Annotated in this window: 15 protein-coding genes; 4 read left to right on the top strand and 11 right to left on the bottom strand. The window is 66.2% G+C overall.

From position 1 onward, the window contains the following. Positions 1 to 211: 211 nt before the first annotated feature. Positions 212 to 2,965: an aconitate hydratase AcnA gene (acnA, locus tag ACJ7C5_RS17870; RefSeq protein ID WP_412704678.1), complete on the bottom strand. Its 2,754-nt coding sequence runs from the start codon at positions 2,963 to 2,965 to the stop codon at positions 212 to 214. A 302-nt stretch (positions 2,966 to 3,267) separates the two neighbouring features. Between acnA and ACJ7C5_RS17865 the strand changes: the two genes are divergently transcribed. From ACJ7C5_RS17865 to acnB, 3 genes are read left to right on the top strand one after another with little or no spacing between them, the layout of a single operon-like run. Beyond that, positions 3,268 to 3,492, top strand: coding sequence for an AbrB/MazE/SpoVT family DNA-binding domain-containing protein (locus tag ACJ7C5_RS17865; protein WP_005409505.1), 225 nt, complete (start codon positions 3,268 to 3,270; stop codon positions 3,490 to 3,492). 6 nt (positions 3,493 to 3,498) lie between these two features. After that, on the top strand, positions 3,499 to 3,897 hold the full coding sequence (locus tag ACJ7C5_RS17860) for a type II toxin-antitoxin system VapC family toxin (RefSeq protein ID WP_008267153.1): 399 nt from the start codon (positions 3,499 to 3,501) through the stop codon (positions 3,895 to 3,897). Positions 3,898 to 3,940: 43 nt separating this feature from the next. Beyond that, positions 3,941 to 6,532: a bifunctional aconitate hydratase 2/2-methylisocitrate dehydratase gene (gene acnB / locus ACJ7C5_RS17855; RefSeq protein ID WP_412704677.1), complete on the top strand. Its 2,592-nt coding sequence runs from the start codon at positions 3,941 to 3,943 to the stop codon at positions 6,530 to 6,532. An 81-nt stretch (positions 6,533 to 6,613) separates the two neighbouring features. Here the strand turns inward: acnB and ACJ7C5_RS17850 are convergent, their stop codons facing one another. The 5 genes from ACJ7C5_RS17850 to ACJ7C5_RS17830 all read right to left on the bottom strand — a co-directional run bounded on the left by ACJ7C5_RS17850 (position 6,614) and on the right by ACJ7C5_RS17830 (position 12,054). Beyond that, entirely contained in the window at positions 6,614 to 6,937 is a 324-nt protein-coding gene (locus ACJ7C5_RS17850) for a hypothetical protein (RefSeq protein ID WP_412704676.1), read from the bottom strand. A 285-nt stretch (positions 6,938 to 7,222) separates the two neighbouring features. Further along, positions 7,223 to 8,296: a protein-glutamate methylesterase/protein-glutamine glutaminase gene (locus tag ACJ7C5_RS17845; RefSeq protein ID WP_197617249.1), complete on the bottom strand. Its 1,074-nt coding sequence runs from the start codon at positions 8,294 to 8,296 to the stop codon at positions 7,223 to 7,225. Continuing rightward, positions 8,293 to 8,889: a chemoreceptor glutamine deamidase CheD gene (gene cheD, locus ACJ7C5_RS17840; RefSeq protein WP_008264676.1), complete on the bottom strand. Its 597-nt coding sequence runs from the start codon at positions 8,887 to 8,889 to the stop codon at positions 8,293 to 8,295. The genes ACJ7C5_RS17845 and cheD overlap by 4 nt, the downstream gene beginning before the upstream one ends. Continuing rightward, complete coding sequence (locus ACJ7C5_RS17835) at positions 8,886 to 9,740, bottom strand: CheR family methyltransferase (protein WP_412704675.1); 855 nt, start codon at positions 9,738 to 9,740, stop codon at positions 8,886 to 8,888. Before ACJ7C5_RS17835 ends, cheD begins: the two co-directional genes overlap by 4 nt. Before the next feature lie 52 nt (positions 9,741 to 9,792). Then, positions 9,793 to 12,054, bottom strand: a complete 2,262-nt coding sequence (locus ACJ7C5_RS17830) for a methyl-accepting chemotaxis protein (RefSeq protein ID WP_412704674.1) — start codon at positions 12,052 to 12,054, stop codon at positions 9,793 to 9,795. A 359-nt stretch (positions 12,055 to 12,413) separates the two neighbouring features. Here ACJ7C5_RS17830 and ACJ7C5_RS17825 point away from each other — a divergent pair, with 359 nt between their 5' ends. Then, the gene (locus tag ACJ7C5_RS17825) at positions 12,414 to 13,034 is read left to right on the top strand and encodes a hypothetical protein (protein ID WP_412704673.1); all 621 of its coding nucleotides are present in this window, start codon (positions 12,414 to 12,416) and stop codon (positions 13,032 to 13,034) included. 101 nt (positions 13,035 to 13,135) lie between these two features. Here the strand turns inward: ACJ7C5_RS17825 and ACJ7C5_RS17820 are convergent, their stop codons facing one another. From ACJ7C5_RS17820 to ACJ7C5_RS17800, 5 genes are all read right to left on the bottom strand, one after another. Further along, entirely contained in the window at positions 13,136 to 15,514 is a 2,379-nt protein-coding gene (locus ACJ7C5_RS17820; protein ID WP_412704672.1) for a methyl-accepting chemotaxis protein, read from the bottom strand. A gap of 101 nt (positions 15,515 to 15,615) precedes the next feature. Further along, entirely contained in the window at positions 15,616 to 15,999 is a 384-nt protein-coding gene (locus tag ACJ7C5_RS17815; protein ID WP_010482470.1) for a hypothetical protein, read from the bottom strand. Between the two features lie 136 nt (positions 16,000 to 16,135). Further along, positions 16,136 to 16,627, bottom strand: a complete 492-nt coding sequence (locus tag ACJ7C5_RS17810) for a chemotaxis protein CheW (protein ID WP_412704671.1) — start codon at positions 16,625 to 16,627, stop codon at positions 16,136 to 16,138. Positions 16,628 to 16,870: 243 nt separating this feature from the next. Next, entirely contained in the window at positions 16,871 to 17,644 is a 774-nt protein-coding gene (locus ACJ7C5_RS17805) for a flagellar brake protein (protein WP_088028335.1), read from the bottom strand. Between the two features lie 191 nt (positions 17,645 to 17,835). Next, positions 17,836 to 20,085: a methyl-accepting chemotaxis protein gene (locus ACJ7C5_RS17800; protein WP_412703310.1), complete on the bottom strand. Its 2,250-nt coding sequence runs from the start codon at positions 20,083 to 20,085 to the stop codon at positions 17,836 to 17,838. Positions 20,086 to 20,352 lie beyond the last annotated feature (267 nt).

Below are 20,352 nucleotides of genomic sequence, written 5' to 3'. Positions count from 1 at the left end.
CGCAAAGGGCCGGATCCGCAAGGATCCGGCCCTTTCCTCAATCGGGCGCAGCCGCGCCGTTACTTGCTGGCCAACTGGCGCAGTACGTACTGCAGCAGGCCGCCGTGGTGGGCGAGGAGGCGCGCTTGCGAACCACTGGTTCGCGCGTCCCCGCAGCGCCCCCGCGCTGGCGCGGGGGCCGGGCTTCCGCCCTCTGGTACCGCAGGACGGTTCAGCGACCTGCTAGCTGGCGCAGCACGTACTGCAGCAGGCCGCCATGACGGAAGTACTCGACTTCCTTCGGGGTCAGCAGCATCACCGAGACTTCGAAGGTCTTCCTGGTGCCATCGGCCTTGGTCGCGGTGACCGTGGCGCGCTTGCTGGCACCGTCCTGCAGGCCGGTGATGTCGATCACTTCCGAGCCGTCCAGGCCCAGAGACTGCGCGTTCTCGCCGTTGCGGAACTGCAGCGGCAGCACGCCCATGCCGACCAGGTTGGAGCGGTGGATGCGCTCGAAGCTCTCGGCGATGACCGCCTTCACCCCCAGCAGCAGGGTGCCCTTGGCGGCCCAGTCGCGCGACGAACCGGTGCCATATTCCTTGCCGGCCAGCACCACCAGCGGCACCTTGTCGGCCTTGTACTTCATGGCCGCATCGTAGATCGCCAGCTTCTCCGGCTGGCCACCACCGGCGGGGTAGTACAGGGTGTTGCCGCCTTCCTCGCCACCGAACATCAGGTTCTTGATGCGGATGTTGGCGAAGGTGCCGCGGACCATCACGTCATCGTTGCCGCGGCGGCTGCCGTAGCTGTTGAAGTCGGCCGGCTGCACGCCGCGCTCCTGCAGGAAGCGGCCTGCCGGCGAGTCCTTCTTGATGTTGCCGGCCGGGGAGATGTGGTCGGTGGTGATCGAGTCGCCGAACAGGCCCATCACGCGCGCACCGTGCACGTCGTCGATGCTGCCGGTCTGCATGGTCATGCCATCGAAGTACGGCGGGTTCTTGATGTAGGTGGAGGCATCGCTCCACTCGTACAGATTGCCGTCCGGCGAAGCGATGGTGTTCCAGCGGGTATCACCCTTGAACACATCGGCGTAGTTCTGCTTGAACATCTCCGGGCCGATGGTGGCAGCGATGACGTCGCCGATTTCCTTGTTGCTCGGCCAGATGTCGCGCAGGAACACCGGCTGGCCATCACTGCCGGTACCCAGCGGCTGGGTGGTCAGGTCGATGTCGGTGGTGCCGGCGATGGCGTAGGCCACCACCAGCGGCGGACTGGCCAGGTAGTTCATCTTTACTTCGGGATGCACGCGGCCCTCGAAGTTGCGGTTGCCGGACAGTACCGAGGTGACGACCAGATCGCCGGTGGCGATGCCAGCGCTGACTTCGGTCGGCAGCGGGCCGGAGTTGCCGATGCAGGTGGTGCAGCCGTAGCCGACCACGTAGAAGCCGATCTTCTCCAGTTCCTTCAGTACGCCGGCCTTTTCCAGATAGTCGGTGACCACGCGCGAGCCCGGGCCGAGCGAGGTCTTCACCCACGGCTGGCGGTTCAGGCCCTTGGCGGCCGCGTTGCGGGCCAGCAGGCCGGCACCGATCATCACCGCCGGGTTGGAGGTGTTGGTGCACGAGGTGATGGCAGCGATGACCACTGCACCATCTTTCAGGCGGACCTTGCGGCCTTCGGTTTCGATGTCGGCGTAGCCCTTGGCCAGCTGCTCGTTGCCGACCGCGGCGCCACCGCCTTCGTTGACGAACGAGGAGACGTCATCGCTGCGCTTGTCGCGGTTGGTGGTCAGGCCGACCAGTGCTTCGCGGTAGTTCTTCTGCACGTCTTCCAGCAGCACGCGGTCCTGCGGACGCTTCGGGCCGGCCAGCGACGGCTTCACCGTGCCCATGTCCAGTTCCAGCGTGGTGCTGTACTGCGCGTGCGGGCTGCCCGGCTCGTGCCACAGGCCCTGCGCCTTGGCATAGGCTTCGACCAGATCGATCTGCTCTTCGCTGCGGCCGGACAGGCGCAGGTAGTTCAACGATTCGGCGTCGATCGGGAAGATGCCGCAGGTGGCGCCGTATTCCGGGGCCATGTTGCCGATGGTGGCGCGGTCGGCCAGCGGCAGGTGCTGCAGGCCGTCACCGTAGAACTCGACGAACTTGCCGACCACGCCCAGCTTGCGCAGCATCTGGGTGACGGTCAGCACCAGGTCGGTGGCGGTGGCGCCCTCGGGCAGCTTGCCGGTCAGCTTGAAGCCGACCACCTGCGGGATCAGCATCGACGACGGCTGGCCAAGCATGGCCGCCTCCGCTTCGATGCCGCCCACGCCCCAGCCCAGCACGCCGATGCCGTTGATCATGGTGGTGTGGCTGTCGGTGCCGAACACCGTGTCCGGATACGCAACGGCCTTGCCGTCCTTGTCGGCGGTCATCACCACGCGGGCCAGGTTCTCCAGGTTCACCTGGTGGACGATGCCGGTGTTCGGCGGCACCACCTTGAAGTTGTCGAAGGCCTTCTGGCCCCAGCGCAGGAAGCCGTAGCGTTCCTGGTTGCGCTGGAATTCGATCTTGCCGTTGAGGTCCAGTGCGTCCGGCTTGCCGAACACATCGACCTGCACCGAGTGGTCGATGACCAGTTCGGAGGGAATCTGCGGGTTGATCTGCTCAGGTGAGCCGCCAAGCTTGACCACCGCGTCACGCATCGCGGCCAGGTCGACCACGCAGGGCACGCCGGTGAAGTCCTGCAGGACCACGCGCGCTGGCATGAAGGCGATTTCGGTGTCCGGCTCGGCCGCCGGGTTCCAGCGGGCCACGGCTTCGATGTGGTCCTTGCCGACGGTGATGCCGCCGTCCTCGTGCCGGAGCAGGTTCTCCAGCAGGATCTTCATCGAGTAGGGCAGGTGGGAGATATCGAAGCGCTGGCCCAGCGTGGGCAGGCTGAAGTAGTCGTAGGTCTTGCCGCCGACGTTCAGCTGGCTGCGGGTGGAGAACGAATCGCTCATGCGGGGTAACTCCTTCTTGCGGATGGCTTGCAGTGGCCCGCGCATGGGCGGACCTGCTTGCGGTCGCCGCGGGCCTGGCGGCCCCGGTGGTCCCAGTATGAACCCCAGACTGAATGGATTCATCCGGGCCGGGTTCCGGCCTGCGGCATCGGTTCCAGACTACAGGGGACGGTGTATGGCGTATGTCACGTTTGTGGCCGATCCTTTGCGAGGCAAGGGCTGGCGGGGTGCCGGTCCTGTTCAGGGTGGAAGTATGCCCGGGGAAGTATGTATAATTTGTGCATACTCTGGAGGGCCTACCCATGGAAGCCACTGTTGCAGAGCGCGGACAGATCACCCTGCCCAAGGCGGTGCGTGATGCCCTCGGCCTGACCAAGGGCACGCTGCTGAAGGTCGAGCTGGACGGCAGCCGCATCATCCTGCGCAAGAGTGTTGACGATGCCATTTCACGGGCGCGCGGCAAGTTCGCGCTGGACGGTTTCGAATCGTCCGACGCAGCGGTACGCGCGGTGCGTGACGAGGAATAAGCCGTGATGATCGCCGTCGATTCACCGGTGCTGGTCGAGCTGCTCAGCAATGGTCCGCAGGCCGATGCCGTGGAAGCCATCCTCCGGCAGAGCCTGGTCGGTGGCCGCGTGGTGGTCTGCGGTGCGACCCTGGCCGAGGTCTGCGCATCGCTGCGCGGCGGCGCTGAGGTGCTCGAAGCACTGGAAGAAATGGGCGTGCATTTCAACCCGATGGAAGCCAAGTCGGCGCTGCGCGCCGGCGAGATGCACCGCCGCCACCGCCAGCGCAGCGGCAGCCGCCGCAGCCTGGACGAATTCATGGTCGGCGCTCACGCACTGCTGCAGTGCGACGGCCTGATCACCTGGAACGATACGTTTTACCGCGACTACTTCAAGGGCCTGAAGCTGATCGTGCCGCAAGCCTGAGCCCACTTTGTTTTTTCAACCTACGCATTACCCGGGAGTTGTCATGTTGGAAGCCTACCGCCACCACGTCGCCGAGCGCGCTGCGCTTGGCATCCCGCCGCTGCCGCTGAGCGCGCAGCAGACGGCCGATGTCATCGAACTGCTGAAGAACCCGCCGCAGGGCGAGGCCGAGTTCCTGCTCGACCTGCTGACCCACCGCGTGCCGGCCGGCGTCGACGATGCTGCCAAAGTCAAAGCCTCGTACCTGGCGGCGATCGCCCTGGGCAGCGAGCAGAACCCGCTGATCAGCCGTGAGCGCGCCACCGAACTGCTGGGCACCATGCTCGGCGGTTACAACGTTGCCCCGCTGGTACAGCTGCTGGACGACGCCAGCGTCGGCACCATCGCCGCCAACGGTCTGAAGAAGACCCTGCTGGTGTTCGATGCCTTCCATGATGTGCAGGAAAAGGCCAAGGCCGGCAATGCCAACGCCCAGGCCGTGCTGCAGAGCTGGGCCGATGCCGAGTGGTTCACCAGCAACCCGGAAGTGCCGCAGAGCCTGACCGTCACCGTGTTCAAGGTGCCGGGCGAGACCAACACCGACGACCTTTCGCCGGCGCCGGACGCGACCACCCGCCCGGACATTCCGATGCACGCCCTGGCGATGCTGAAGAACAAGCGCGACGACGCGCCGTTCACCCCGGAAGAGGACGGCAAGCGCGGCCCGATCCAGCAGATCCTCGACCTGAAGGACAAGGGCCACCTGGTTGCCTACGTCGGCGACGTGGTCGGCACCGGTTCCTCGCGCAAGTCGGCCACCAACAGCGTGCTGTGGTGGACCGGCGATGACATTCCGTTCATCCCGAACAAGCGCGCCGGTGGCGTCTGCCTGGGTTCGAAGATCGCTCCGATCTTCTACAACACCATGGAAGATGCCGGTGCACTGCCGATCGAGCTGGACGTGTCGAAGATGGAGCACGGCGATGTGGTCGAGCTGCGTCCGTACGAAGGCAAGGCGCTGAAGAACGGTGAAGTGATCGCCGAGTTCCAGGTCAAGTCCGAAGTGCTGTTCGACGAAGTGCGCGCCGGTGGCCGCATTCCGCTGATCATCGGCCGTGGCCTGACCGGCAAGGCGCGCGAAGCGCTGGGCCTGGCCCCGACCGACCTGTTCCGCCTGCCGGTGCAGCCGGTCGATACCGGCAAGGGCTTCTCGCTGGCGCAGAAGATGGTCGGCCGCGCCTGTGGCCTGCCTGAAGGCCAGGGCATGCGCCCGGGTACCTACTGCGAACCGAAGATGACTTCGGTCGGCTCGCAGGACACCACCGGCCCGATGACCCGTGACGAGCTGAAGGACCTGGCCTGCCTGGGTTTCTCGGCCGACCTGGTGATGCAGTCGTTCTGTCACACCGCCGCCTATCCGAAGCCGGTGGACGTGAAGACCCACCATACCCTGCCGGAGTTCATCTCCACCCGTGGCGGCGTCTCGCTGCGCCCGGGCGACGGCGTGATCCACAGCTGGCTCAACCGCATGCTGCTGCCGGACACCGTCGGTACCGGTGGTGACTCGCACACCCGTTTCCCGGTGGGCATTTCGTTCCCGGCCGGTTCGGGCCTGGTGGCCTTCGCCGCTGCTACCGGCGTGATGCCGCTGGACATGCCGGAGTCGGTGCTGGTGCGCTTCAAGGGCAAGATGCAGCCGGGCGTGACTCTGCGTGACCTGGTCAACGCGATCCCGCTGTACGCGATCAAGTCGGGCCTGCTGACTGTGGCCAAGGCTGGCAAGAAGAACATCTTCTCCGGTCGCATCCTGGAAATCGAAGGCCTGCCGGAACTGAAGGTCGAACAGGCGTTCGAACTGTCCGACGCCTCGGCCGAGCGTTCGGCGGCCGGCTGCTCGGTGCGCCTGAACAAGGAGCCGATCATCGAGTACCTCAACAGCAACATCACTCTGCTGAAGTGGATGATTGCCGAGGGTTACCAGGATCCGCGCTCGCTGCAGCGCCGTATCGAGAAGATGGAAGCGTGGCTGGCCAACCCGGAGCTGCTGGAGCCGGATGCCGACGCCGAGTACGCCGCCGTCATCGAGATCGACCTGGCCGACATCCACGAGCCGATCGTGGCTTGCCCGAACGACCCGGACGACGTGAAGACCCTGTCCGAAGTGGCCGGCGCCAAGATCGACGAAGTGTTCATCGGTTCGTGCATGACCAACATCGGTCACTTCCGTGCGGCTGCCAAGCTACTGGAAGGCAAGCGTGACCTGCCGACCCGCCTGTGGGTGGCCCCGCCGACCAAGATGGATGCCTCGGAGCTGACCAAGGAAGGCGTGTACGGCACCTTCGGCGCTACGGGCGCACGCATGGAAATGCCGGGCTGCTCGCTGTGCATGGGCAACCAGGCGCAGATCCGTGAAGGTTCCACCGCGATGTCGACCTCGACCCGCAACTTCCCGAACCGCCTGGGCCGCAACACCAACGTGTACCTGGGTTCGGCCGAACTGGCCGCGATCTGCTCGCGTCTGGGCCGCATCCCGACCAAGGAAGAGTACATGGCCGATGTGGGCGTGATCGCTGCCAGCGGCGCGGAGATCTACCGCTACATGAACTTCGACCAGATCGAGGAATACCAGGACGTGGCCAAGACGGTCGCTGCCTGAGGGTAGTGCCGGCCGCTGGCCGGCATCCCGTTGAAACGAAGAACCCCCGGTGAAAGCCGGGGTTTTTGTCTGCTGCATCCGCTATTGCACGGTCCAGTCTGCGTTGCCCTGCAACCGACGGCCGCCGATCAGCACGTTGCCGCGCTCACCGGAAACATCCATCTCGAACCAGGGCAATCCATCACGGCTATGTGGACGCACATAGGCCTCGCGCTTTGCGCGGTTGAATTCGATGTAGTAGCGGCGATGCACGTTGGGGTACGGCGGGATCGACGCGCCTTTCCAGCTGACGCTTACCGCGCCGGGGTCTTCGCGACCCACCAGCATCAGCATGAAGAACACATCACCCTGCTTGGCCTCGAAGTAGAACAGATCGCCACTGGCGCTGGCGGGTGCCAGTGGCAATGAAAGCAGTACGGCCGCCAGGGCGGCCTTCCATGCCTTTGATCATGTGCAGCATTCCTTGTGCAATACCGCTATCAAAGCACACATGCGGGTAGCGCGTTGAAACGAAGAACCCCCCGGTGAAAGCCGGCGCCTTTTTTTGTTGCCTGATGGCCTGTAGCGCCGAGTCCATGCTTGGCTGCTGTTCGTGCGATGCGCGATGAGTCGAGCGCGGCTCGACTCTACAAAGGCATCCACGCATGGCGTGGATCTACTGCGCGCGCGCCCTTGAGCGGGGGCACGCAATCAGCCGCGGGCCAGGGCCAGCAACCGCTCGGCAATCCGCTCCAGCGGCACCTGCTCTTCGGCAGCGCCGAGCTTGAAGGCGGCACCGGGCATGCCCCAGACCACACTGGTGGCCTCGTCCTGCACCAGCGTCGGGGCGCCGGCCTGACGCATCTCCAGCAGGCCGCGTGCGCCGTCATCGCCCATGCCGGTGAGGATGGCGCCGATGGCGTTGCCGCCGGCGTTCTGCGCGACCGAGCGGAACAGCACGTCCACCGCGGGCTTGTGCCGGTTAACCGCAGGGCCGTCGTCGACGCGGCAGCGCCAGCGCGCACCGTCGCGGATGATCCGCAGGTGCTTGCCGCCGGGCGGAAGGTAGGCGTGGCCGGGCAGCACCGCTTCGCCGTCGCTGGCCTCGCGTACGGCCATTGCCGAGTGGCGGTCCAGGCGTTCGGCGAAGGCGCTGCTGAAGCTGGCCGGCAGGTGCTGGGTCATCACCACGGCCGGGCCATCGGCGGGCATTCCTTCCAACACCACGCGCAGGGCCTCGGTGCCACCGGCTGACGAGCCGATCGCGATCAGGCGGTCGGTGGTGCGGAACTGCGGCGCGGCGGGGCGCATCGCAGGAGCGGCTTCCAGCAGGAGCTTCGGTGCGGCAGCGCGCACCAGCGGACGCACCCGCGAGCGCGCCGCCATCTTGACCTTGGCGATGATCTCGTCGGCGTAGGCCTGCAGGCCGCGCGCCACGTCCAGCTTCGGCTTGGAGACGAAATCCACCGCGCCCAGCGCCAGTGCCTGCAGGGTGGTGTCGGCGCCGCGTTCGGTCAGCGAGGAGATCATCACCACCGGCAGCGGGTGCAGGCGCATCAGGTTTTCCAGGAACGCCAGCCCGTCCATGCGCGGCATTTCCACGTCCAGCGTGATCACGTCCGGGGCCAGGCGCTTGATCTTCTCGCGCGCCAGCAGCGGGTCGGCGGCGGTGCCGACCACGTCGATGGACGGATCGCTGGACAGGATCTCGGTGAGCATCTGGCGTACGACGGCGGAGTCGTCGACGATCAGGACCCGGCAGGGGGCGTTGCCGGTCAGGGTCATTCGAACAGCTCCACGCCGCCGGTGACCGGGGCCTTGGACAGGCGTGCCCGCACGGCCGATTCGGTCGCGGCCACTTCGGCTTCGTGTGCATGCGGCAGGCGCTGCACCACCACCCGGCCGGTATCGGCGAAGAACCAGATCTTGCGCGGATGGATGCCGCACAGGTCCTCGGCGATGATCGGAATGTGCTCGGCCTGCAGGTACTGGCGCACGAACTCGGCGTTGCGGGTGCCGACCGGATTGCTGGTGAAGCCCTTGAGTACGTTGGCGCCGCCGAACACCTTGGCCTCGATGCGCTTGCGGTGCGCGCCACGCTTGAGCATGTCGTTGATCAGCAGTTCCATCGCGTAGCTGCCATAGCGCGCAGGTGCGCCGTCGCCGGCATTGCCCTCGGGCAGCAGGAAATGGTTCATGCCGCCGATCTTCAGCACCGGGTCGCGCAGGCAGGCGGCCACGCAGGAGCCCAGCGTGGTGGTCAGCGCGGTGGTGTCGTCGACCACCAGGTACTGGGTCGGCAACAGCTTGGCCGCAATGGTCTTGAAGCGCGCGTCCTGGTAACGCATCACATCATCGGTACGCAGCGAGGCGTTCATGCGCCGGCCCTTGCCGCACGGCGGTACAGGGTGCGCCCGCAGGGCTGGATCAGGTCGGCGGCGTGCAGGTAGTTCTCCGAGTGGCCGGTGTAGAGCAGGCCATCGTCGGACAGGTGCTGCACCAGCCGGCCCAGGATCGCGCGCTGGGTCGGCTTGTCGAAGTAGATCATCACGTTGCGGCAGAACAGCGCGTCGAACGGGCCGCCGACGTCGTAGCGCGGGGCGAGCAGGTTCAATGGGCGGAACTCGATCAACTCGCGCAGCGCCGGCAACACGCGGCACTGGCCCTCGTTGGGGCCGCTGCCGCGCTGGAAGTAGCGCCGGCGCAGGTCCGGATCGAGGCTGGTGACGCGATCGATGTTGTAGACGCCACGGCCGGCGGTGGCCAGCACCTGGGTATCGACGTCGGTGGCGATGATGCGTACCGGTGGCTTGAGGGTACCGAAGGCCTCGCAGGCGGTGATCGCCATCGAGTAGGGCTCTTCGCCGGTGGACGCCGCGCACGACCACAGCAGCAGCGGCGTGCGGCTGGAGCGCTGTTGCAGCTCCTCGCGCAGCTTGTCGAAGTGGTGCGGCTCACGGAAGAACGAGGTCAGGTTGGTGGTCAGCGCGTTGGTGAACGCCTGCCACTCGTCGCCGTCTTCCTGCTCCAGATGGTCCAGATACTGCTGGAAGCTGCGCATGCCCAGCGTGCGCAGGCGGCGCGACAGGCGGCCATAGACCATGTCGCGCTTTGCCGGGGCGAGGGCGATGCCCACGCGCTGGTAGATCAGGTCGCAGACGCGGCGGAAATCACGGTCGGCGAACTCGAATTCGCGCGGGCCGGTGACGATGGGAGTAGGACTTTGCACGGGGGACGTGTCCATCGGCAGAGGCGGCGGCCGAAGCCGCCGCGGGTGGGTCTCAGAATTCCTGCCAGTCGCTGTCGCTGGCGACGAAGGTGCTGGCGTTGCTGCTGCGGCGGACCGGGGTGGGCGTGCTGGCCGGCTGTGGACGTGCCACGGTGGTGACACGGGCCGGTTCCACGCGTGCGGCCACGGCCTTCACGGCGGCGGAGACCTGGTTGTCCAGGCGGAAGATCGCCACGGCGTCGGCCAGCTGGCCAGCCTGTTCTTCCATCGCGCGCGCGGCAGCGGTGGCTTCTTCCACCAGCGCAGCGTTCTGCTGGGTGGTTTCGTCCATCTGCACCACGGTCTGGTTGACCTGCTCGATGCCGGCCGACTGCTCCTGCGAGGCCGCGGAGATCTCGGCCATGATGTCGGTCACGCGCTGCACCGAGGCGACGATCTCGCCCATGGTGCTGCCGGCCTGGTGGACCAGGCTGGAGCCTTCGGCGACCTTGCCGACCGAGTCATCGATCAGGCCCTTGATCTCCTTCGCAGCGGCGGCCGAGCGCTGGGCGAGGGTGCGCACTTCACTGGCGACCACGGCGAAGCCGCGACCCTGTTCACCGGCACGCGCAGCCTCCACCGCGGCGTTCAAGGCCAGGATGTTGGTCTGGAAGGCGATGCCATCGATGACGCTGATGATCTCGGCGATCTTCTTCGAGGAGGCTTCGATGGCCGACATGGTGGTGACCACCTGGCCGACCACGCTGCCACCCTGCGAGGCCACACCCTGCGCGCCGATGGCGAGCTGGTTGGCCTGGCGGGCGTGCTCGGCGTTCTGGCGCACGGTGGAGGTCAGCTCCTCCATCGACGCGGCGGTTTCTTCCAGATTGGCGGCCTGCTGTTCGGTGCGGCGCGACAGGTCGCTGTTGCCCGAAGCGATCTCACCGGCGGCCAGGGTGATGCTGGAGGCACTGGCCTGGATCTGGCCGACGATCTGGGTCAGCTGCGCGACGGTGGTGTTGGCGTCGTCCCGCATGCGCGCGAACACGCCCTGGTAGTCGCCGTGCATGCGCGCGGTCAAGTCGCCTTCGGCGATGGCCGACAGCAGCTGCGAGAGCTTGCCGAGGTTGTCATCGCTGACCGCCATCATCGCGTTGAGGTTTTCCAGCATCAGGCGGAAATCGTGATCGAAGCGCTGCGCATCGCCACGACGGCTGAAGTCGCCGGCAGCGGCGGCACTGGCCAGCTGCTTGATCTCGGCATTGATGCGGCCGAGGTTGGCCTTGACCGTGTCGACGGTGGTGGTCATCGCGGCCTTCTCGCCGGGATAGCGTGCGATGTCGCGGCTGAGATCACCGACCGCGTATTGCTGCACCACGTCCAGCACGTCGTGCAGGGTCTGCACGTGGCCGCCAACCAGGGCGTTGGTTTCCTGCACCATCAGCCCGTACTCGCCGGGGAAGGCGCTGGCGTCGATGCGGTAACTCAGTTCGCCGCCGTCGTGGCGGCGCGCCATCTCGCGCTGGCCGCTGATCACCGCGTGCAGCTGCTGCTGCATGCCCGACATGGCGTCCAGCAGGCGGCCGGTCTCGTCATGCGGCTGCGGGCCGATGTGGCTGTCCAGCTTGCCGCGGGCGATACCCTCGGCGACGGCCGTTGCCTGCTTCAGCGGCACGGCGATGCGGTTGCCGATGAGCCAGCTCAGGGCCAGCACGATCAGCACCAGCACGCCACCGGAGACGGCCATGATGGCGGTGAACACCAGCGCCTGCTTCTGCACGTCGTCCATGTAGACGCCACTGCTGACCACCCAGTTCCAGGGCGCGAACAGGCCGGCGTAGGCCACCTTCTCGACCTCGCCCTTGCTGCCGGGCTTGGCCCAGCGATAGTTGACGAAGCCGCCTCCGGCCTTGGCCGCTTCGACCTGGTCGTAGTAGATGCGTACGCCGTCGTCGGTGCGGAAGTCCTTCATGTCCTTGCCGACCAGGTCCTTGCGGAACGGGTGCATCAGCAGGCGGTAGCCGGTGTCGTAGATGTTGAAGTAGTAGGCATCGTTCTCGGCGCGCATCACTTCCAGCGCCTGCAACGCCGCGCTCTTGGCAGCGTCCTCGCTGAGCTCGCCGGTACCGGCCAGGCGGTGGTAATGCTGGAGGATGCCGTAGCTGAGTTCGACCTGGGTCTTCAGCGCGGTCTTGCGGGTCTCGGTCAGGTCGAGGTACTGCATGCGGGCGGCGATCACCGAGAGCGCGATCACGCCGAGCGCGATGAGCAGCGTCAGCAGGTTGAGCTTGCGCCGGACGGAGAGGTTGCTGAAGTAGTGTTGCCAGCGATGCATGAGATTCATCGAGCAGGACCAGGTCGAAGCGGGCGGGCGGCGCCGAGCCGGTCAGCGGCGGGACACGCCGTGACAACCCCGTTATCGGCCGATGGGCCGGGGGATTGAGGTGCGGTGTCCGAACGTATTCAGGTTTCCTTGCAGCGGCGGCGGGCGTGGGCGTCCGGTAGCGCGTAATCCAGTAGATCCACGCCATGCGTGGATAGGAATTCGTAGCATCCGTTGCCTGCCCATCGTCATCCAACCGCCGGCAGCCCTCAGAAATCTGCAACTCCGTTCATAGCCGGAGGCCGCCACCCGGCCCACTGTGGGAGGCCACAGTGTGGAGCGGGCAGGCATTGGACGGATTTGCGGAGTTCATGGTGGAGCGACAGGGCGATCTGAGGCGCATTGCGCGGCATACGCGGGGTGAGTACAGCGAAGATGATGTGATCAGTGAAGCCTGGTTGTTGGTAGCCACATGGGAGCAGTCCGACAGGCGACCGCTGAATCTCAAGGAGCGCGACGATCAAAGCCAGCTGATCAGCCATCTCTATCAGAGGCTTGTGCGCTATACCGAGCTGAACGTCCGGCACGCCGTGCGCTTGGATCATGCGCCGGGGGACGACGCAGGGAGCCATCCCTTGCTGGAACGGTTGAGCGCCGATGGAGATGACCCGCTGAGCGTAATGGAGGCCCGCGAAGCGGATCCGATTCCTCCGGCCGAGGGGGAGTTGCACTACTCGGTCGCCAGCATCTATCTGGTGATGCTGGAGCACCATGATTTCCGTATGTCCGCGTTGGCTCGCTTTCTACGCTTGTCCATTTCCCACACCTATCGTCGCTGTGCATACGCGAGCCAAGTGTCTGCATGGCAGCATGCGCTTGTTCTAGCGCCACCGATAAGCATGGAAGGCTTGAGGCCATGGCGTCGATTCCGTGCCTGCCGCGCGCCCAGGCAGCTCGAGTTCGATTTCGATGAGAGGCTTGAGTTGCGTTAGCGGAGCGCACGGCATCGTGCAGTTGAGGAGCCTGGATTCTGCAGAACGAAAACGCCCCAGCGCAGGGCCAGGGCGTTCTCGTGCGTCAGGTCAGGCAGGCATCAGAACTCCTGCCAGTCTCCGTCGGCCAGTTCGGTGGCCATCGGGCGACCACCGGCGGTGCGGCGGGCTGGCGGGGCGACCGGGGCCGGCGCGGCAGGTGCGGCAGCACGCGGGGCCGGGGCAGCGGCGATGCGCGGGGCAGCCACGGTCTCGGCTTCGTCGACCACGAAGATCGACACCGCTTCGCTGAGGTGGCCGGCCTGTTCTTCCATCGCACGTGCGGCGGCGGTGGCTTCTTCCACCAGCGCGGCGTTCTGCTGGGTGGTTTCGTCCATCTGCACCACGGTCTGGTTGACCTGCTCGATGCCGGCGCTCTGCTCCTGCGAGGCTGCGGAGATCTCGGCCATGATGTCGGTCACGCGCTGCACAGAGGCGACGATCTCGCCCATGGTGGCGCCGGCCTTGTGTACCAGCGCCGAGCCGTCGTTGACCTTGCCGACCGAGTCGTCGATCAGGCCCTTGATCTCCTTGGCGGCAGCGGCCGAACGCTGGGCGAGGGTGCGCACTTCGCTGGCAACCACGGCGAAACCACGACCCTGTTCACCGGCACGCGCAGCTTCCACTGCGGCGTTCAACGCCAGAATGTTGGTCTGGAAGGCGATGCCGTCGATGACCGAGATGATCTCGGCGATCTTCTTCGACGAGGCTTCGATGGCCGACATGGTGGTGACCACCTGGCCGACCACTTCACCGCCCTGCGAGGCGACGCCATGCGCGCCGATGGCGAGCTGGTTGGCCTGGCGGGCGTGCTCGGCGTTCTGGCGCACCGTGGAGGTCAGCTCCTCCATCGAGGCGGCGGTTTCTTCCAGGTTGGCGGCCTGCTGCTCGGTGCGGCGCGACAGGTCACTGTTGCCCGATGCGATCTCGCCAGCGGCCGAGCTGATCGCACGGCTGGACTGCTTGATACGGGTAACAATCTCGCTCAGCTGCGCGGCAGTGGCGTTGGCGTCGTCGCGCATGCGGGCGAACACGCCCTGGTAGTCGCCATGCATGCGCACGGTCAGGTCGCCCTGCGACAGTGCGGCAAGCAGCCCGGAGATCTGCTCGATGCTGCCGGCGTTGGCGTCGAGCAGGCCGTTGATCTGCTGGGCCAGCTGCAGGAAGAAGCCTTCCTTGTCGCTGGAATCAATACGGCCGGACAGGTCGCCGGCAGCAGCCTGGGCGATCACGCGGGCCACTTCGGCTTCCACCTGCGCTTCCTGGGTACGGTCGCGCCATTCCACCACGTAGCCGACGGTGTCGCCGCCTTCATTGCGGATGGTCGAAACCACCTGGGCGAACTGGGCATCGCCGTACTGCATCGGGCGACGGGCGACGCCGTGTGCCTTCAGGTTGCCCAGCAGGGTCTGGTCCATCTCGCCGCGGTGCTCGAGCACGGTGACCGGCTTGCCGATCAGCGAAGCCTGCGCATCGAAGTCCGGCAGATCGCGGCGGACTTCGTCCTGGTACTGGCTCAGGGTCTGCTGCAGGGCGCGGTTGCTGTAAACGATGGTGTTGCTGGTGTCGGTCAGGTACACGCCGGTCGAGCTGTAATCCAGCGCGGTACGGATGCGCAGGTTCTCGCGGGCGACGGCCTGGTCGGTTTCGATGCGCTCGCGCAGGTCGCGCTGCATGCGCTGCATGGCCTGCATCAGTTCGCCCACTTCATCCTGGCGGCTGACGTCGATGTGGCCATCGAGCTTGCCGCCGGCCACGTCGTTGGCAACCGACACGGCGCCGCGCACGCTGCCGACCAGGGCGCGGGCGAACAGCCAGACCAGCACCAGGCCGAGCGCGGCGCCGCCCAGCAGGGCGATCACAGTCAGCACGGCCGAGGCGGAATAGGTGGATTCAGCCTCTTCGCGCGAGGCACGGGCGAGGCGGTTGTCTTCGGCGATCAGCGCTTCCAGCGCCGATGCGGCCTTGCGGTGCTTGGTGCGGGTCTCGCCGACGAAGGTATCGATGGCGTCGTCCGGCAGGTCCAGTTCCAGCATCTCGGTGACGCTGTCATAGGAGGCCAGGGCGTCCTTCCACTCCTTTGCGAAGGTGTCGAACAGCTTCTTCTGCTGTGCGTTGTCGACCAGTGCCGGGTAGCCCTTGATCGACTTGTCCATGCTCTCGCGCAGCTCGACAGTCTGCTTGCGTGCATCGGCCTTGACGTCGTCGCTGGCGCGGATCAGCTGCTGGTAGGCGGCGTTGCGATATTCACCCAGCATGCCGCGCATCTCGCCGGCCATGCGGATGCTCTCCATGCGCGAACCGGCCAACTCGGTGGTGACATTGTTGAGCGAGTGCAGGCCGCGATAGGCGACGATGCCCTGCAGCAGCATCACCAGCAGGAGGACACCGAAGGTCAGCAGCAGCTTCGGCATCAGTTTCAGGTTGTTGATCCACGGCATGGGCGTTGCGAGCTCCTAAGGCAGACGCGTCCGGGCATCGGGCCCGGTTGCAGCAGAAACCACGCCGGCACCAGGTCCGGCGTGGTTCGACGGACAGCGGATTACTTGATGTTGGCCAGCTTCAGGCCGGCCGGCGAGCTGACTTCGATTTCCGCGCGCGAGGCGTCGCGCTGGATCTTGCCGATCACGCACACGGTCTTGCCTTCCAGGGTTTCCAGCGGGAAGGAGAACTTGCCGCGGTTCTCGCCGGCGATGCGGGCCGAGAAGGTGTGGCGCGGGAAGGCGCCGCCCATGTACAGGAAGGTCGGCTGGCCTTCGGAACCTTCTGCGTAGCGGGCCTTTTCAACTTTGCCGCAGACCATGCCGTCCTTGCCGACCGAGCGCGGGGCCAGTTCCGGCGGGATCATGTCGGCCGACTGGGCGAACGCGGCGGAAGCGGTGGTGGCCAGGACAGCGGCCGAAACGAACGCAAGCAGGGACTTCATCGAGGTGTATCTCCGGGGATGGTGATGGTCGTTCCGGTTCTGCGCGCTCCTGCGCGACCGGCTTCTGTCCCCCTATCGGCACTGCCGGAGGGAACTGAAGGGTTTTGTGACCAGAACGTGAAGCAGGTCCGTTCGATCAGGCAGCGGCGTCTTCAACGACGTTGGCCTGACCCATATCGGCGCTGTCCAGCAGGGTCTCGATGTCGAGCAGGATCAGCATGCGGTCGTCCTGCGTGCCGATGCCGGAGATGAAGCGGGTATCGACGGCGGCGCCGAATTCCGGGGTCGGGCGGATCTGCTCGGCCGACAGCGGGATCACGTCCGAGACGCTGTCGACCACGATGCCGACCACGCGGTCGTCCACGTTCAGCACGATCATCACGGTGAAGGCGTCGTAGCGGGCGTTGTCCAGGCGCAGCTTCAGTCGCAGGTCGATGACCGGCACGATGGTGCCGCGGAGGTTGATCACGCCCTTGATGTAGTCCGGGGCATCCGGCACGCGGGTGACGGCGTCGTAGCCGCGGATTTCCTGCACCTTGAGGATGTCCACGCCGTAGTGCTCGGCACCGAGGGTGAAGCTGAGGAATTCGCCACCGGCGTTGGCGGTGGAGCTGGTCTTGTCGTTCATCGAGGGGTCCTGGTTCTGCCGGAAGTCCCGGTGTCAGGCTCGATATCGGCCCCTTGGTTGGGGACTTTAGGTGTCGGGGGAAGGCATCCACGCATGGCGTGGATCTACCGGGGAGGGTGGGGGCATCCACGCATGGCGTGGATCTATACGGGAAGCGGTAGTGCCGGCCGCTGGCCGGCAACCTGGCAACAATGTGGATACGACCAGTGCCGGCCAGCGGCCGGCACTACCGGTCGGGAGGCCTTACAGCTCGCCGTTGCGGCGCGCCTTGCGCTGGCGGTCGATGCGGAAGATGTAGCGCTGGATGGCGCTGTCGGCGCCGCGGGGCAGGATGTCGAAGCGCATGCCCACGCGCTTGATCTCGATGCCGTTGGGTTGGCGCTGCGGCAGCAGGTTGCAGACGACCAGCTCGATCTCCAGGTCCGGGCCGTCGGGCAGCGACAGCACCGCCGGGTAGCGCTTCTGCAGGCTGAACACTGCGCAGTCGGTAGGCACGGCTACCGCCAGGCCGCCGCCGCTGATGTCCACCACCCGCATCGACAGCGCTTCGGCACGGCTCTCGCCGGCGGGGATCAGCAACTGGGGCGAATCGGTGACGGGCGTCTCCAGCCGGTACATCTCACGTCGTTGCAGATGGACCAGTTCGTCCGGCAGAGGGGCACGGAAGGCGACGTGGCCGTCGTTGTCCACGCGCTGCAGTGCCTGCAGGCGGAACCGCACCAGCACGCGTTCGAGCTGGGCAAAGCACAGCAGATGGTCGGCCTGTTCGGCGGCGCGGTTGGACGCCTCCTGCGGGCTGCCATCGAGCAGCAGGGTGTCGTCGTCCTCGTCGAGTTCAAGCAGCGCGGTCGGGAACGAGCGGTCGCGGCCGTCGATATGCGCATTGATCAGTGATCGCTGGTCGATCAGCGATCGCAGCAGCTGCCGCAGCTGGCGCGGATTGCGGACCAGGAAACGTTCGTCAGCGGCATCAGCCGCGTGGACATCATGCACTGCAGTGTCGTTGCCGTCGGACATGGAATCTACGGTCAGGGGCGGGCGCCAGCACGCGTTGGCGCGAGGCTCGATGGGGATATCGGCCACTGTGCCGGATTATGAAGTGAGAATTGCATCACTTTCCATGAGTGTAGGGTCGCGTAAGGGTCAGACCCCTTTCCCGCGGGAAAGGGATCTGACCCCGTGGTTCTGCGTGGATGCCTCCGCGTAGGTCAGAACTCCTGCCAATCGCCGTCCGCAGCCAGTGCTGGCTGCGCCGCCGACCCACGCAGCGGACGAGCAGGGGCGGGCCTGGCAACCGGCGCGGCGGCCGCCACCTGGCGTGGCAGCGGTGCGGTGGTCAGGCGTGTCGGCGCGACGGTGGCGCCCTGTGATGCCAGCCGGAAGCGGGCCACGGCTTCCCCCAGCTGCACGGCCTGGTCTTCCATTGCACGCGCGGCGGCGGTGGCTTCCTCCACCAGCGCGGCGTTCTGCTGGGTGGTTTCGTCCATCTGCACCACGGTCTGGTTGACCTGCTCGATGCCGGCCGACTGTTCCTGCGAGGCTGCGGAGATCTCGGCCATGATGTCGGTCACGCGCTGCACCGAGGCGACGATCTCGCCCATGGTGCTGCCGGCTTGGTGCACCAGGCTGGAGCCTTCGGCGACCTTGCCGACGGAGTCGTCGATCAGGCCCTTGATCTCCTTCGCGGCCGCAGCCGAGCGCTGGGCGAGGGTACGCACTTCGCTGGCGACCACGGCGAAGCCGCGGCCCTGTTCACCGGCACGCGCGGCCTCAACCGCGGCATTCAGTGCCAGGATGTTGGTCTGGAAGGCGATGCCGTCGATGACGCTGATGATCTCGGCGATCTTCTTCGACGAGGCTTCGATGGCCGACATGGTGGTGACCACCTGGCCGACGACCTCTCCGCCCTGCGAGGCGACGCCATGCGCGCCGATGGCGAGCTGGTTGGCCTGGCGGGCGTGTTCGGCGTTCTGGCGCACGGTGGAGGTCAGTTCCTCCATCGACGCGGCGGTTTCTTCCAGGTTGGCGGCCTGCTGTTCGGTACGGCGCGACAGGTCGCTGTTGCCCGACGCGATCTCGCCGGCAGCCAGGGTGATGCTGCCGGCGCTGGCCTGGATCTGGCCGACGATCTGGGTCAGCTGTGCAACGGTGGTGTTGGCATCATCACGCATGCGTGCGAACACGCCGTTGAACTGGCCGTCCATGCGTGCGGTCAGGTCGCCAGCGGCGATCGACTGCAGCAGCTGCGAGAGCTGGCCGAGGTTGCCGTCGGCCACCTGCATCATGCTGTTGAGCTGCTCGATCATCACACGGAAATCGTGATCGAAACGCTGTGCATCACCGCGCTGGCTGAAGTCACCGGCGGCGGCGGCCGAGGCCAGCTGCTGGATCTGCGTGTTGATGGCCAGCAGGCTGGCCTTGGCTGCATCCATCGACTCGTGCAGGATCGCGCGGCTGCCCGGCAGGCGACGTGCGTCCGGGGTGAGGTTGCCGGTGGCGTACTGGTTGAGCACGTCGATGGCATCGCGGATCGCATCGAGGTGCTCGAAGATCACGGTATTGATGCCCCCGGCCAGCTGGCCATACACGCCCGGGAAGTCTTCCGGGATGCGGTGGCTGATGTCCGGGCCAGCGTGCATCTGTGCCATCAGCTGGGTCTGTTCGCTGAAACGGCGAAGCATCGCGGTCATCTCGGCCGTGGCGGCCAGCATCTTGCCGGCTTCGTCCTTGCTGGTGGCCTGGGTGCTGACGCTGAGGTCGCCGCGGGCAACCGCCTGGATGGCATGCACGGCCTTGCCCAGCGGGCCAGTGACGGCGCGCGAGATGACCGTGGCCAGCGCGGCTGCGACCAGCGAAAGCAGCACGATGCAGCCGATGATGGCGATCATGCTGGTGCGGTGGGTGGTATTGGCAGCGGCAATCTTGCCGTCCATCAGGCCGGCGATGTGGGTGCCGAGGGTCTTCATCGCGGCGAACAGGTCACGACGGGCCGGGCGCGACTGTTCGTCGGAGATCTGTTGCGCCAAGGCACCATCGCCGGCGGCCACGGCCTCGCGCATCGCCTTGTTGGCGGCGAAATAGCGCTCCAGCTGCACGTTGGCCGCGCGATAGAGTTCGCGTTCCTTTTCCAGTGCGGGCAGCGCCGAGTACGCGGCCAGTTCGTCATGCACGGCCTTGGCGGTGTCGTCCATGCGCTTGTTGTAGTCGGCAACCTTCTCCGGCTGGTCGAGCATGCTCAGCAGGGCCAGTTCGTAGGTGCGGAACTCGCCCAGCTGCGAGCGTGCTTCGCCCAGGTGCTGGACCGACGGAATATCGTTGCTGGCCATCTCGCCCAGCTGATTGTTGGCCTCGCTCAGGCGCAACAGGGCGAAGGCGCCGAGGACCAGGGTCATCAACGTGGTGAGGGTGAACCCCACGGCCAGCTTGCGGGCGATGGGCAGATCTTGGAACCACTTCATGCAGGGTGCTCCAGGTGGGCAGGGTGCCGGCGTCGGTGCGTCGGCTGGGGGTGGTTGCAGAGCGAACGGGGGTGCCCGGTGGGGGTTCGGTGACGGCCGTCAAAGCGAGATAGCGGCGTGCTGCGGGCGGACTTTATGGACGCAGATCACATTCGGTTGCGTAGGGATGACGACGCGAAAGTGCTGCAGTGGCGGGGCTTTCGCTTGCATGAGGTGGTTGCATGCGCAAGCACGGTGCCGACGGAGTTCACGGATGGGGTGGGGGTC

Source organism: Nocardiopsis yanglingensis (genome assembly GCF_045809185.1).
Lineage (GTDB): Bacteria > Pseudomonadota > Gammaproteobacteria > Xanthomonadales > Xanthomonadaceae > Stenotrophomonas > Stenotrophomonas yanglingensis.
The sequence above is the reverse complement of the archived record's forward strand: the minus strand, read 5'-3'. Positions and strand labels throughout refer to the sequence as shown.